The sequence below is a fragment of the Actinoplanes sp. NPDC051859 genome, assembly GCF_044452725.1.
Classification (GTDB): Bacteria; Actinomycetota; Actinomycetes; order Mycobacteriales; family Micromonosporaceae; genus Actinoplanes.
The window spans coordinates 238,798-251,889 of sequence record NZ_JBITBX010000010.1 but is presented as its reverse complement, the minus strand read 5'-3'; the positions used below and the strand labels follow the sequence as shown (position 1 = coordinate 251,889).

12 protein-coding genes are annotated in these 13,092 nt (G+C 70.3%); 7 read left to right on the top strand and 5 right to left on the bottom strand.

Annotation, left to right across the window (positions count from 1 at the left end; translation table 11 throughout):
- Positions 1-95: 95 nt before the first annotated feature.
- The 7 genes from ACIA1L_RS25100 to ACIA1L_RS25070 all read left to right on the top strand — a co-directional run bounded on the left by ACIA1L_RS25100 (position 96) and on the right by ACIA1L_RS25070 (position 9,030).
- On the top strand, positions 96-1,589 hold the full coding sequence (locus tag ACIA1L_RS25100; RefSeq protein WP_396075345.1) for a peptide MFS transporter: 1,494 nt from the start codon (positions 96-98) through the stop codon (positions 1,587-1,589).
- 44 nt (positions 1,590-1,633) lie between these two features.
- A complete protein-coding gene (locus ACIA1L_RS25095; RefSeq protein WP_396075344.1) occupies positions 1,634-2,539 on the top strand; it encodes an NAD(P)-dependent oxidoreductase in 906 nt (301 codons plus the stop codon).
- On the top strand, positions 2,539-4,377 hold the full coding sequence (gene asnB / locus ACIA1L_RS25090) for an asparagine synthase (glutamine-hydrolyzing) (protein ID WP_396075343.1): 1,839 nt from the start codon (positions 2,539-2,541) through the stop codon (positions 4,375-4,377). Before ACIA1L_RS25095 ends, asnB (ACIA1L_RS25090) begins: the two co-directional genes overlap by 1 nt.
- Before the next feature lie 25 nt (positions 4,378-4,402).
- Positions 4,403-4,783, top strand: a complete 381-nt coding sequence (locus ACIA1L_RS25085; protein ID WP_396075342.1) for a SchA/CurD-like domain-containing protein — start codon at positions 4,403-4,405, stop codon at positions 4,781-4,783.
- An 88-nt stretch (positions 4,784-4,871) separates the two neighbouring features.
- Positions 4,872-6,707 carry an asparagine synthase (glutamine-hydrolyzing) gene (gene asnB / locus ACIA1L_RS25080; RefSeq protein WP_396075341.1) on the top strand — a complete coding sequence of 612 codons (1,836 nt, stop codon included), beginning with the start codon at positions 4,872-4,874 and terminating at the stop codon, positions 6,705-6,707.
- Between the two features lie 13 nt (positions 6,708-6,720).
- Positions 6,721-7,770: a PLP-dependent cysteine synthase family protein gene (locus ACIA1L_RS25075; protein ID WP_396075340.1), complete on the top strand. Its 1,050-nt coding sequence runs from the start codon at positions 6,721-6,723 to the stop codon at positions 7,768-7,770.
- Positions 7,771-7,833: 63 nt separating this feature from the next.
- On the top strand, positions 7,834-9,030 hold the full coding sequence (locus ACIA1L_RS25070; protein WP_396075339.1) for a M24 family metallopeptidase: 1,197 nt from the start codon (positions 7,834-7,836) through the stop codon (positions 9,028-9,030).
- A gap of 57 nt (positions 9,031-9,087) precedes the next feature.
- Here ACIA1L_RS25070 and ACIA1L_RS25065 read toward each other — a convergent pair whose 3' ends face one another.
- From ACIA1L_RS25065 to ACIA1L_RS25045, 5 genes are all read right to left on the bottom strand, one after another.
- On the bottom strand, positions 9,088-9,855 hold the full coding sequence (locus ACIA1L_RS25065; RefSeq protein ID WP_396075338.1) for a hypothetical protein: 768 nt from the start codon (positions 9,853-9,855) through the stop codon (positions 9,088-9,090).
- Between the two features lie 73 nt (positions 9,856-9,928).
- Positions 9,929-10,594 (bottom strand): response regulator, encoded by a 666-nt coding sequence (locus ACIA1L_RS25060; protein ID WP_396075337.1) that lies wholly within the window; start codon positions 10,592-10,594, stop codon positions 9,929-9,931.
- Entirely contained in the window at positions 10,591-11,772 is a 1,182-nt protein-coding gene (locus ACIA1L_RS25055; RefSeq protein ID WP_396075336.1) for a sensor histidine kinase, read from the bottom strand. Before ACIA1L_RS25055 ends, ACIA1L_RS25060 begins: the two co-directional genes overlap by 4 nt.
- A 110-nt stretch (positions 11,773-11,882) precedes the next feature.
- Positions 11,883-12,581 carry an N-acyl homoserine lactonase family protein gene (locus ACIA1L_RS25050; RefSeq protein WP_396075335.1) on the bottom strand — a complete coding sequence of 233 codons (699 nt, stop codon included), beginning with the start codon at positions 12,579-12,581 and terminating at the stop codon, positions 11,883-11,885.
- 115 nt (positions 12,582-12,696) lie between these two features.
- Positions 12,697-13,014, bottom strand: a complete 318-nt coding sequence (locus ACIA1L_RS25045; RefSeq protein ID WP_396075334.1) for a DUF6059 family protein — start codon at positions 13,012-13,014, stop codon at positions 12,697-12,699.
- Positions 13,015-13,092 lie beyond the last annotated feature (78 nt).

Below are 13,092 nucleotides of genomic sequence, written 5' to 3'. Positions count from 1 at the left end.
CGATTGTCCGCGTCGACCGGCGCTCGAGCGGGCCGCTACCGGCCTTGATGAGACTGCTGCCGACATACGAGGGCGACAGACGAGGGGAGTGCGGCATGGCGACGGTTCTCGACCGACCGGTCCGCCGGGGTGGGCTGTTCCGCGGCCAACCGGCCTGGTTCAGCACGCTGTTCTGGATGGACATGTGGGAGCGGTTCAGCTTCTACGGCATGACCGCCATCCTCTATCTCTACGCCAGCGCGCCCGTGGCGGATGGTGGCTTCGGGCTGGCTCCGGGCAGCGCCGCGGCCCTGTTCGGCACGTACATGTCGCTGATCTTTCTGGCTGCCCTGCCCGGTGGCTGGCTGGCCGACCGGGTGCTCGGCACCCGGCGCGCGGTGGTGCTCGGCGGTCTCGGGATCGCCGCCGGGCACGCCGTGCTCAGCCTGCCGGTGTCGTGGTCGCTCTACGTCGGTCTGTTGTTCGTCATCGTCGGCACCGGTCTGCTGAAACCCGCGATGGCCAGCCTGGTCACCAGTCCGCACCGCGACGACGACCGCCGTCGCGAAGCCGCGATGTCCATCTTCTACATGAGCATCCAGCTCAGCGCGCTGCTCGCGCCGGTGATCGTCGGTGTGCTCGCCGAAAGGGTCGCCTGGCATCTCGGCTTCGGCGCCGCGGCTGTCGGGATGACCGCCGGCCTGATCGTCTATGCCTTCGGCGCGCGTCGCTTCGGCGACCTCGGCCTGCGGCCTGCGGCGCCGCTGCCGCCGGACCGCCGTCGCGTCCTGGGCCGCCGGACCGGTTCCGCTCTGGGGGTGGCCGGTCTCCTGATCCTGATGGGTACGGCGACAGGCGTCATGCGCATCGAACACGTGCTGATGGCGTCAGGGCTGCTGCTCCTCGTCCTGCCGGTCGGCTACATCCTGAGCCTGCGGCGGATTCCGGCGCTGACCGCCGAGGATCGGGGCCGGCTGTCCGCGTACGTGGTGCTGTTGCTGGGATCGTCGGTTTTCTGGTTGCTCTATGCCCAGGGCGGCTCGGTGCTGGCGATGTTCGCCAAGGAGCACACCGACCGTGTCGTGCTGGGCTGGACGGTGCCGGTGAGCTGGTTCCAGTCGGCGCACCCGTTCTTCATCCTCGTGCTGGCACCGCTGTTTGCCACCCTGTGGCTGCGGTCCGGTCGGCGGGTGGATGTGCCGGTCAAGTTCGCCGGAGCGCTGGTCTGCATCGGGGCCAGCTGGCTGCTGCTAGCCGTCGCGGCTGGTCTCGCTGCCGGCGGCGAGCTGGTGTCGCCGTGGTGGCTGCTGACCGCCTTCCTGTTGCAGGTGTGCGGCGAGCTGGCGCTGGCCCCGGTCGGGCTGAGCCTCGCCGTCAAAGTCGCACCGGCCGGCTACACCAACCAATACCTGGGCCTGTTCTGGCTCTTCGCGGCGGTCGGCGCTGGTCTCGGCGGCCAGCTCGCCCAGCTCGCCGCCGGGGCGCTCGCCCTGCCCGCCTACTTCTTGCTTTTCGGCGTGCTCGCCACCGCCGTGGGCGCGGTCCTAGCCGGCTGCGTGGGCTGGTTGCGAAGCCGCGTCGGCGACGAGTCCACCACCCCTGCCATCTGATCGCTCGCACATCACCTGCGTCTGACACGAAGGAGCCTTCCGCCATGACCAAGAAGTTGACCGTCGCCTGCCTGGGGCTGGGCGGCATGGGCGGCGGCCTCGCCGACCGGCTGTGCGAGCTGGGCTGGGCGCCCGTGGTGTGGAACCGGTCGGCTGGCCGCGCCGCCGTCTTTGCCGAGGTGGCGGCCCGGATCGCCAGCACGCCGGCCGACGCTGCCGACGGCACCGACGTGGCCCTGTTGAGCCTTGCCGACGAGACCGCCGTCGAGGAGGTGCTGTTCGGCCCGGACGGGCTCGCCGGCGCACTGAAGCCCGGCGCCGTGGTGATCGACGCGTCCACGGTCACGCCCAGCTTCTCCCGGAACACCACCCGGCGGCTTGCCGAGCTCGGCATCGACCGGGTGGAAGCCAACGTGATCGCCAACCCGGCGCAGGCCCGCAGCGGCGACGCCCGGGTGTTCGCGGCCGGTGACCCGGCAGCGATCGAGCGGGTCCGTCCGGTGCTGGTGGCGATGGGTCGGCAACTCGTCGAGCTCGGCGGGACCGGCCGCGCCGCCACGATGAAGCTCGTGCTGAATTCCCTGCTGGGCGTGCAGCTGACGGCGCTGGCCGAGGCGGTCAGCTATGGCGTGCAGGCCGGGCTGGACCGGGATCTGCTGCTGCGCACGATTGCGGAGAGCGCCTTCAGTTCGCCCGTCATGGCGTACAGGTGCGGCGTGATGCGCGAGGAACGTTACGACCGGCCGACCTTCCGTGCCGAGCTCATGGAGAAGGATCTGCGTTTTGCCGTCGCCGACGCTGCTTCCTACGGTGTCGCCCTGCCGGTGATCACCACCGCGGACCAGCGCTATCAGGCGGCGGTCGAGGACGGCCGCGGCGGGCTCGACGCCGCCGCCATCCTGCTTCAGCAGCTCGCCGACGGCGGTGTCCGGAACGACGGTAGGGCCTGATGTCAGGTCTGGTCGGCTGGGTGGACTATGCCCGCGACCAGCGGCGTGAACGGCCGGTGCTGCGGGCGATGGCGGGTGCTCTCGCCGCCCGCGGCCCCGACAGCGAGGCATTGTGGACGGCGCCGCACGCCGGGATCGGCTTCCGATTCCTCGCCGTCCACGGTGACTCGACGCCCCAGCCGTTCACCGCGCACACCGCGGACGGGCCAGTCACGGTCTGCGTGACCGGCGCACCCACCGGAGTCGCCGAGCTGCGTGCCCGACTCGCCGGACGGTGGGCGGCACCTGCACTGGAGACCGGGGTAGCGGGACTGATCGCGCACGCCTACCTGGCCGAGGGGATAGCCGGGGTGACCCGGCTGACCGGGGCGTTCGCGGTCGCCCTGTGGGACGGCCGCACCGAGGAGCTGCTGCTGGTCCGCGACCGGCTCGGCACCCAGCCACTTTTCTATCACTTGACCGACAGCGGGATGGTGTTCGCCTCGGAGCGCAAAGCGCTGCTGGCGCACCCGGGCGTCGAGGCGCAGATCGACCTGTACGGCCTGCGGGAGCTGTTCAGCTGCGCGGGCACGGCCGGGCACGGCATCTTCACCGCCGTCCACCAGGTCCGCGCGGGTGAGCTCGTCCGGTTCAGTCGGGCCGGCCTGACCCAGCACCGGTACTGGCGGTTGACCACGGCGGAACACACCGACAACCTGTCCACCACTGTGGACACTGTGCGCAGTCTCCTGCAGGAGAATGTGACCGGGCACTTCGCCGGCGGGGACGACCTCGGCATCGTGCTCACCGGCACCCTGGAGTCGTCCGCGCTGGCCGCGCTGGCCGCTCGAACAATGTCCGGCGGTCGGCTGCGCACCTTCACCGTCACGGTCGCCCAGCAGCCCGGAGACCCGGGCTCGCACCCGGACGCCCGCTACGTCGCCGAGGTGGTCCGCCGCTTCGGCACCGACCACACCGACGTGGTCCTCGACACCGCCGACGTCCTCGACCCGCTGGCCCGCGCCTTGACCCTGCGCGCCGGCGACGTTCCTGACCCGCTCGGACACACGAACACCTCCACATACCTGCTCTGCCGCGACGCGGGGCAGCAGGTGCGCGGGGTGCTCACCGACGAACTCGCCGAGGTGATCTTCGGCGGCTATCCGGGGGCATGCGATGCGCCCGCCACCGACTGGCAGACGCTGCCCTGGATCGCCCTCGCCCACCAGCGCGGCGGCCGGTACGGCTTCGGCGCCGACCTGCTCGACCCCGACCTGCAGGCCAAGCTCGACCTGAACGGGTACTGCCACGACGAGTGGGCCCGATCCGTCGCCGACGCCGAGCACCTGCCCGGCGAAGACGAACGGGACCGCCGGATGCGCCGCACTACCTACCTGCGGCTGACCCGGTGGAACCAGCTGCGGCTGACCCACCTGGAATCGCTGGCTATGGCGGCCGGCGTCCAGGCCCGGATGCCGTTCAGCGACCACCGGCTCGTCGAGTACGCGTACAACGTGCCCTGGGCGATGAAGGGTTTCGACGGCCGGGAGCAGAGCCTGCTCCGGGCCGCCGTCGGGGACCTGCTGCCACCCTCGGTGCGCCACCGCACGGTCAGCCCGTACCCGGTAGCCACCGATCCCACCTACGGGCAGTGGCTGGTCGACGAGCTGTCCGCACTGCTGGCGGACAGCAACTCACCCGCCACCGCGCTGGTGGACCGCGGCGCGATCCGCGCCCTGCAAACCGACCAGCGCTCACTCGTCTCCGGGCCGCGCGCCTGGGTCGCCCGGGCCGGCGCCGAGATGGTGCTCGCCCTCGACGCCTGGTTACGCCGCTACGGCGTCCGCGTCGCCCTGTAACACCCCACCCACCGATGGAGGAACCATGCCGTACGCCGCTATCACCTACAACGTCAAGCCGGGCCACGAGGAGGAGATCGCTGAGATCTTCGCCGGCTTCCAGCGGGCCAGCTCGTCCGCCATCCGCGACTCCGGCGGCGCGGAGGTCGGCAAGCTGCTCGGGACCGCCGTGTTCATCAAGGACACGGTGATGGTGCGGGTCATCCACTACGAGGGCGACTTCGCGCACATCGCCCGCACGATGGCGACCCAGAAGGGTGTGCACGTCATCGAGGACAAGCTCGCGCCGTTCCTCGCCGAGCAGCGCGAAACCGACACGCAAGAGGGCTTCGGGGCGTACTTCCGCAACGCCACCATGCGCTGCATCTCGCAGCTCTCGGTCGACACCCTCCCGGCGAACGCCTGATCACCGGCGCTCTCCAACCGCCCTGTACCCGGCTTCGAGTGCCACCGGCGACGGTGGCACTCGACAGCGAATCGAGAGAGGAACACCCATGTCAGGACTCGTAGGCTGGATCGACTTCACGCGCGACCTGGAACGGCAGCGGCCGACGGTCATCACCATGACCGCCACGCTCGCGCAGCGCGGTCCGGACGCCGAGGCGGTGTGGGTGTCCCGGCACGCCGCGCTCGGTTACCGCACCCTCGCCATCGAGGACGCCCCCGAGCCTCAGCCGTACGTGGTCAACGTCGGCGATCAGCCGGTGGCGGGCACGGTCAGCGGCTGGCCCACCGGGCTGGACTCGCTGCGCGCCAAGCTGCGCCCGGTCGAGGGCACCCGGATCGACACGGCCGGCACCGCCGAGCTGTTCGTCCGGGCGTACCTGCGGTGGGGCACGAGCTTCGTCCCCGAGCTCGCCGGCACGTTCGCGATCGCGATCTGGGACGGGCGTACCGATGAACTGGTCCTGGTCCGCGATCACCTGGGCGGCCAGCCGATCTACTATGTCGAGACGTCCACCGGCCTGGTCTTCGGCTCGGAGCGCAAGGCGCTGCTGGCCCACCCCGAGGTGCAGCCCCGGGTGGACGCGGCGGGCCTGCGCGAGGCCATCTCCCAGGCGCTGCCGCACGGCGGCATCTTCAGCGGCTTCCAGCGGGTCGGCGCCGCGGAGATCGCCCGCTTCGACCGCAAGGGCTGGCGTCGGGAACGGTACTGGAAGTTCACCACCGAAGAGCACTCCGACGACTACGAGACCACGGTCGCCACCGTGCGCGACATGCTCGCCACCAGCGTCCGGCAGAACCTCGCCGACGACCCGTCGAAGATGCTCGTCATGCTCTCCGGCGGCATCGACTCGTCGTCGGTGGCCGCCCTGGCCGCGGAGGAGCTGCGCAAGCGCGGCACCGACCCGCTGCAGACGTTCACCATCGACTTCAAGAAGAGCGAGTTCCAGGCCGACGTCATGCGCAGCACGAACGACACCCCGTTCGCGCAGCAGGTGGCCGACCGGATCGGCTCCCGGCACACCCTGGTCGAGCTGGAGACCAACGACATCCTCGACCCCATCGTCCGGGTCGGCATGCTGCGCTCCAAGGACTTCCCGACCCGCCAGTACGACATGGACACCGCGCAGTACCTGACCGTGCACCGCGCGGCCGAGCAGGGCTGCAAGGTGGTCTTCGCCGGGTACGGCGGCGACAAGTACTTCCAGGGCGCCACCTGGTACACCCACAAGGACCTGGTCGCCTCCGGCACCTTCCCGTGGATCGCCCTGGCCCAGAAACACGGCTCCCGGCACGGCTTCGGCACCGGCCTGCTCAACACCGACACGCTCAAAGCCCTCGACCTGCCCACCTACTACGCCGACGAGTACGCCACCGCGGTCGGCGAGGTGGAGTTCCTGCCGGGCGAGGACGCCGAACAGCGCTCGATGCGCACGATCGCCTACCTGATGAACACCCGGTTCAGCATCGACGCCGGCTCGTACGCCGCCGCCGGGCTGCAGCTGCGCTCGCCGATCAACTACCACCGGCTCGTGCAGTACGCGTACAACATCCCGAACACGATGCACAACACCGGCGACATCGAGAAGGCGGTCCTGCGCCGGGCGGTCGCCGACCTGCTGCCCGAGTCGGTGCTGCAACGGCACCGCAGCGCCTCGCCGGTCAGCAACAACCCTGACTACCCGGCCGGTCTCCAGCGCGAGATCGCCGCCATCGTCGCGGACCCGAAGGCGCCGGTCCGCGAGCTCATCGACCTCGACCGCGCCGCCGAACTTGCGGGGGACCTGCCCCGGCTCGGCAAGGACCGGATGGCCCGCGCCGACATCGAACTCACCATCCAGCTCAACCAGTGGCTGGACCACTATCGCGTGCGGCTCGCGCTGTGAAGGACGGTGCTCCATGATCTTCGACAACATGCTGGAGACGATCGGCCGGACCCCGGTCGTGCGGCTGCGCAGCCTCGATCGCGCGTACGGCTCCGAGATCCTCGTCAAGCTCGAATCCTTCAACCCGGCCGGCAGCATCAAGGACCGGCCGGCCCTGCAGATGATCACCGCGGCGGAGCGCGATGGCCGGCTCCGCCCCGGCGGCACCATCGTCGAGTCCTCGTCCGGCAACATGGGCAAGGCACTCGCGCTGATCGGCGCGGTGAGCGGCTACCGGGTGATCATTGTGGTCGACCCGAAGGCGCCGAAGTCCATGCTCAGCTTCGTCGCCGCGCTGGGCGCCGAGGTCGAGATCGTGCGGACACCCGACGAGAACGGCGGATTCCAAGGACCGCGCCGTGAACGGGTACGCCAGCTCGTCGCCAGCATTCCCGGCGCGTTCTGGCCCAACCAGATGCAGAACCCCGACAACCCGCGGGCCCACGCCGAGAACACCGCCCGGGAACTGCTCGACGACGTGCCGGACTTCGACGTGCTGGTAGCCACTGCCAGTACCGGCGGGCACCTCACCGGGCTGGCCCGCACGATCAAGGAGAAGCTGCCCGAGGTCACCACGGTCGCGGTGGACGCGGTGGGCTCGGCCGCCTTCGGGCACCCGTTCCACTCCTATGCCATGCGCGGGCTCGGCCTCGCGTGGCGGCCCGGCAACCTGGAGATGTCGCTAGTAGACCGGGTGCACCTGGTGGACGACGCCGAGGGGATCGCCACCAGCCGGGTGCTCGCCCGTACCGAAGGGCTCATGGTCGGGGAATCGGCGGGTGCGGGCATCTTCGCCGCTCTGCACCACGCCCAGGCCTTCCCCGGCTCCCGGATCGTGGTGGTCGCGGCGGACGGCGCCGTCAACTACATCGATGAGTCGTTCAACGACCGCTGGCTGCACGCCAAGGGCCTCGCCGAGCGGATCTCCGCCGCCGGGTTGGACACCCTGGCCGGGCTGATCTTCGGGGCGCGCCGGCCCAGCCACGCCCCGGTCGACGTCGCCGAACTGCTCGCCCTGACCTGATCCGCCGTCCCGCTGATCCGCTACCGCAAAGTGATTCGCTGTCCCGCAACGGAGGAGCACCGCATGCTGGCACACCTCGACCGGCTGGCCCGCCGGATGGACGAGGCAGGTCTCGACGCGTTCGTGGCCACCACGTTCGAGAACGTCTACTACCTGACCGGGGTGGCGAGCCAGCCGGCGCAGACCCACCCGTACGGTGGCCGGTGCCTGGTCGTGGTCGTCCGGGATCGGTTGGCGACGCCGTACTTCCTCACCTCGCGCTGCGACGTCGACCAGTTCCTGGACGCGTCGGTGCCGTTGGCCGAGGCGGTCGGCATCGGCACCTTCCACCGGGAACTGGCCGGCGACGCCGTGCTGACCCCGACCGAGCAGCGCCTCTATGACGTGTCGGTGCTCGGCCCGGCACCGGCCACCGCGCTGGACGCCCTCACCGACGTCCTGCGCCGGGCCGGGGTGTCCGGCGGCACGATCGGGATCGACGAGAAGGGTGCGCCGTTCGGCTTCCTCGCCGCTCTCGGCGACGCCTTGCCCGGTGCGCGGATCCTGCCTGCCGCCGAGGACCTGCGCTGGGTCCGCAAGGTCAAGACACCGGCGGAGATCGAGCGCATCACCGCGGCGGCGGCGGCCACCGAGGCCGGCATCAGGGCAGCCGTCGCGGCCGCCCGACCGGGTGCTACCGAACGCGACCTGGTCCGCGAGTTCGAACTGGAACTGGTCCGGCACGGCGCCCGACCCAAGTTCAGCTTGATCAAGTTCGGTCGGTCGGCGGTCGGCGGCCAGCAACGACCCAGCGCGGAACCGCTACGACCCGGCGACGGGATCTGGTTCGACGTCGGCTGCGTGCTGAACGGCTACTGGTCCGACCTGGCCCGGACGTTCGTGCTCGGCGAACCGGACCCGAAGCTGGTCCGCTATTACGAGGCGGCCCTCGCCGGGGAACAGCGCGCGATCGACGAGGCCCGCCCGGGCCTGCGTGGCAAGGAGCTGTTCGACATCACCGTCGAGGGCGTCCGGCAGGCCGGCATCCCGCATTACCGTCGGCACCACGTGGGGCACGGCATCGGCGTGGAAATCTACGAGCCGGTGCTGATCACGCCCACCAGCGAGGACGAGATCGAGGTCGGCACGGTGGTCAACACCGAGACGCCGTACTACGAGTTCGGCTTCGGTGCCGTGCACGTCGAGGACCCGTTCGTGGTGGAAGCCGACGGTAACCGGCTGCTCACCACCCTGGATCGGGGCCTCGGCATTATCGACTGACGGTTCCGGGCGCCATCGCTGCTGGCGATGGCGCCCGGAACCGGTCGGTCAGTTGCCTCAGGTGAAGGACTTCAGCATCTCCGCCGGCATCTCCTGGACCTTGTCGGAAGCCGGGGCCTGCACCGAGACCGGGCTGCCGAAGTCGTGGTACTTGGTGGTGATCTTGGTGGGCGCCTCGGCCGGCAGGCCCAGGGTGCTCATGTCCAGCACCAGCTCGGTGAGCCGGCCCTGGTCGTCGACCTTGGCGGTGAACGGCACGGCCTTGGCCTTCGTCCCGAACGCGCTGGTGTCCTGTCCCGGCACCTTCGTCATGTCCAGGAGGCCCTTGAAGTCACCCGCGCCCGCCTTCTCGACCTTCTCCATCCCGCCGACGAACTTGTCGGCGCTGGCGAGGTTCTCGACGTCCAGCTGGCTGCCGGCCGGGATCTTCGCGGCGTCGACGTGCAGCCAGGTGTCCGCGCCACCCGTAGCGGCGGCAGCCGCCCCCTCGAACTTCAGGTAGAGGTCCTTGTCGACCAGTCGCATCTTCATGTCGATGCTCTGCCCGCCCGCGGCCATCTTCATGGTGATGTCGGCCTTCTTGCCCTTGGCGTCGACGGCGCCCGTGGCGTTCATCAGGGTGCCCATGTCCATCGTCATCTTGACCGGCTGGTCACCCAACTTCTTCATCGCCGCGGTCAGCTCGGCGGTGGCATCGGCCGGAGCGGCAGTGGTGGCCGCGGCACCCGCGGCGGTCTTCTCCTCGGCGGCGGGCCGATCGCAGGCGGACACGCCCACCACAGCGACCAGGGCCAGGCTCGCTACGGACAGTCGACGCAACTTCATGATTCTCCCCAGTGACATGCAAAGGGGTTCACCTTAGCGGTCGCCGCAAGTCCTGTCCGCCCCGCTCCTCGGCTCAGGGCAGCCAGCCCGGCAGCGCCCGACCCGACTCGTACGCCCACACCACAAGCTGGGCCCGGTCGCGCAGACCCAGCTTGGTGAGGATCCGGCTGACGTGGGTCTTCGTGGTCGCATGGCTGATCACCAGGCGGCCGGCAATCTCCTCGTTGGACAGACCCTGGGCAACCAGGTCCATGATTTCGGCCTCACGTGCGGTCAGCGAGGCCAGTTCGGGCGCCGGGGGCGGCGGGGTCAGCCGGGCCGCCACCTCGGCGATCAGCCGACGGGTGACCGACGGAGCGAGCAGTGCATCACCGCGAGCCACCACCCGTACGCAGCGGATCAGCTCGACCGGCTCGGTGTCCTTGAGGAGGAAGCCGCTGGCCCCGGCCCGAATCGCGCCGTAGACGTACTCGTCCGACTCGAAGGTGGTGAGGATCACGACTTTGACGCCGTCGAGGGACTTGTCGGCGCAGATCTGCCGGGTGGCCGCGAGCCCGTCCAGTCCGGGCATCCGGATATCCATCAACAGGACATCGGGGCGCAGCTCGTGCGCCAGCTGGACTGCTTCTGCCCCGTCAGCGGCCTCGCCGGCGACCTTCAGGTCCGGCTCGCCGGCGAGGATCGAGCGGAAGCCCGCCCGGACGAGCGTCTGGTCGTCGGCCAGCACCAGGGAGATCATCGGAGTCCGTTCTTCTCGGAAGTGACCGGCAGCCGGGCCTCGACCCGGAACCCGCCGTCGGGATGGGGGCCGGCGGTCAGTTCGCCGCCCACCGCCGCGGCTCGTTCGGCCATGCCGAGCAGACCGTTGCCGTCGCGCAGCGCGTCCGGGTCGACCGGTTTCTCGCCGTCGTCCGCCACGGTCACCACGAGCTGATTGCCGATGCAGCGCACATCGACCTCCGCGCTGCTCGCTGACGCATGGCGGACAGCGTTGGTCAGCGCCTCCTGCACGATCCGGTAGGCGGCCATTTCGACGGCGGCGGGCAGCGGCTCCGCCGGGACTTCCACGGTGGTCCGGACGGGCAGGCCGGTGGCCTCGGTGCGCGAGATCAGCTCGGGGAGGCGGGCCAGGGAGGGGCTCGGCTGCACCGGATCATCCTGGTCCACCTGGCGCAGCACGCCCAGCACCGTGCGCACCTCCCGCAGGGCGTCCTTGCTGGCCGTACGGATGGCCTCCAGGGCTTCGAACGCGCCGTCCGCCGAGCGGGTGTGCAGCGCGGCGTTGGCCTGCACGTTGATCAGGGAGATCTGGTGCGCGACGACGTCGTGCAGGTCGCGGGCGATGCGTAGGCGTTCCTCCATGGCCCGGCGCATCGCCTCACTTTCCCGGGTCGCCTCGGCCAGGGCGGCCCGCTGCTCGGCCTGCTCCACATGCCGCACCCGGCCCCGGGCCACCTCACCCAGCACGATGGCGAGCAGCAGGATCGCGGCCACCCCGACCGCGGTCTGCACCTGGCTCTCCACGGACTTCTGGTCGCCGGAACCGTCCAGATCGAGCGAGGTCAGCACGGAGAAGGTGGCTGCGAGCACGAGCGCGGCGCCGATCGCCGGCCAGCGACCCTTGTCGCGGGCGACGGTGAACAGGGCGATGACGAAGGCCAGCGCGATGGGCGAATCCGGAAAACCCAGCGGGTAGTAGAGCATTCCGGTGACGCTGGTGACGGCCAGGACCGCGACGGGATGACTCTGCCGCCACGCCAACGCCACCGCGCTGACGATCATCAACGTCCAGCCGAGCGGGAACAGCGCACGGTTGCCGTGGCTGCCGCTGGTGAGCACGACGACGACGTCGAGGACCAGGACGAGGATCGGGATGGCCATGGCACGCCACGCCGCCGCCCATCGGGTACGCCGCATGGCGACCACTGTAGGCACAGCGGCCTTGGTGCGAATACCCGCCGGCTCCGGCACCGGTTGCCATCGGGCTCCGGTGCCGGGTCTCGTCCGGCGTCCCGGCTCGGCGGGGCTCACTCGTAGAAGGACGGCCACTGGGTCAACGTGGGCCACTGCTTCGGGTCGTGATTGCGGATGACCATGGCGTTCTCCTGCTCGGCGAGGTCGATGAGCTTGCGTGTGCTGGCCCGGGCGGCGTCCGCGTCGAGGTCGAAGCGGGTCATCGGTCGGTTTTCCGGATCCATCGCGGCCTCCTGGGTGATCGCGTCCACGGCCAGCAGCATCGCGCCGGCCCCCGGCAGCCGGACGAGCACGGACTGGTGGCCGGTGATGTGTCCGCTTGACTCGATCAACTCGATACCGGGCACCAGGGTGACGTCGCCGTCCACTGTTCGGTATTTCAGGTGCGGCAGATCCCAGCGGTGCCGGGTGGCTTCCAGGCGGGATTCGGTGCCGGAACGGGCCAGCTCCAGGTGGCTCTGCTGAATGACGAACTCGGCGTCCGGGAACAGGTCGTGATTGCCGGCATGGTCCGGGTCGAGATGCGAGCACACCACGATGTCGATGTCGGCGGGCGTGACGCCGATGGCGGCGAGCTGATCCAGCAGACCGGGGTCGGTCCGCGCGATGATCGGCGAATCGGGATCGGCGTCTCGCGCGGGACCGGTGTCCACGAGGACGTCGGTGCCGTCGTCGCACCGGATGAGGTAGCCGCACACGGGGCGGTCCTTGTAGTAGCGGATCGTGCCCAGTTCCAGCAGATACAGTCTCATCGCCAGGCGGCCTTCCGTCCGTGCGAGCGCTCCGAGCGCCCGGTCGCAGAAATCCTGCGAAGCGCCACTGGAGCGCCGATCGACGGGGACTCGACGACCGCCAGAGTGCCGGTGCTCAGCGCAGCTGGCGCCAGAGTCCTCGCTCGACGGCGTTGAGGGGCAGATCCGGGACCAGCCGCTCGGGATGGCCTGGCGGAGGAGCGGCGAGCCGGGGCACCGCAAATCCCGGCCCGGTCAGCTCCGGTAGGCAGGCTGACGGCCCGATCGGCGGCAGTGCCGCACCGGGTGTGACACCCGGCCCGGATCCGGTGGCGGGGTGCCAGGTCGGCCCCATCGGAGGCGGTGCGGGCACAGCGGGATCCGTGGGGGAGGCCTGCACCCCGGTGGCCGCCATGCCGTACATCGTGAAACCTCGCCATACGTGGCGCAGCACGGCGACGACCATGCGCCTGCAGTGCCGCAATGCTCCGGTCGCATCCATCGGTCGGTGCCCCTCTCCGTCCCCGGCGCC

Excerpts from the sequence above, each read along its gene's own strand:
- ACIA1L_RS25100 (WP_396075345.1), top strand. The coding sequence starts at position 96 with ATGGCGACGGTTCTCGACCGACCGGTCCGCCGGGGTGGGCTGTTCCGC.
- ACIA1L_RS25095 (WP_396075344.1), top strand. The coding sequence starts at position 1,634 with ATGACCAAGAAGTTGACCGTCGCCTGCCTGGGGCTGGGCGGCATGGGC.
- asnB (WP_396075343.1), top strand. The coding sequence starts at position 2,539 with ATGTCAGGTCTGGTCGGCTGGGTGGACTATGCCCGCGACCAGCGGCGT.
- ACIA1L_RS25085 (WP_396075342.1), top strand. The coding sequence starts at position 4,403 with ATGCCGTACGCCGCTATCACCTACAACGTCAAGCCGGGCCACGAGGAG.
- asnB (WP_396075341.1), top strand. The coding sequence starts at position 4,872 with ATGTCAGGACTCGTAGGCTGGATCGACTTCACGCGCGACCTGGAACGG.
- ACIA1L_RS25075 (WP_396075340.1), top strand. The coding sequence starts at position 6,721 with ATGATCTTCGACAACATGCTGGAGACGATCGGCCGGACCCCGGTCGTG.
- ACIA1L_RS25070 (WP_396075339.1), top strand. The coding sequence starts at position 7,834 with ATGCTGGCACACCTCGACCGGCTGGCCCGCCGGATGGACGAGGCAGGT.
- ACIA1L_RS25065 (WP_396075338.1), bottom strand. The coding sequence starts at position 9,855 with ATGAAGTTGCGTCGACTGTCCGTAGCGAGCCTGGCCCTGGTCGCTGTG.
- ACIA1L_RS25060 (WP_396075337.1), bottom strand. The coding sequence starts at position 10,594 with ATGATCTCCCTGGTGCTGGCCGACGACCAGACGCTCGTCCGGGCGGGC.
- ACIA1L_RS25055 (WP_396075336.1), bottom strand. The coding sequence starts at position 11,772 with ATGCGGCGTACCCGATGGGCGGCGGCGTGGCGTGCCATGGCCATCCCG.
- ACIA1L_RS25050 (WP_396075335.1), bottom strand. The coding sequence starts at position 12,581 with ATGAGACTGTATCTGCTGGAACTGGGCACGATCCGCTACTACAAGGAC.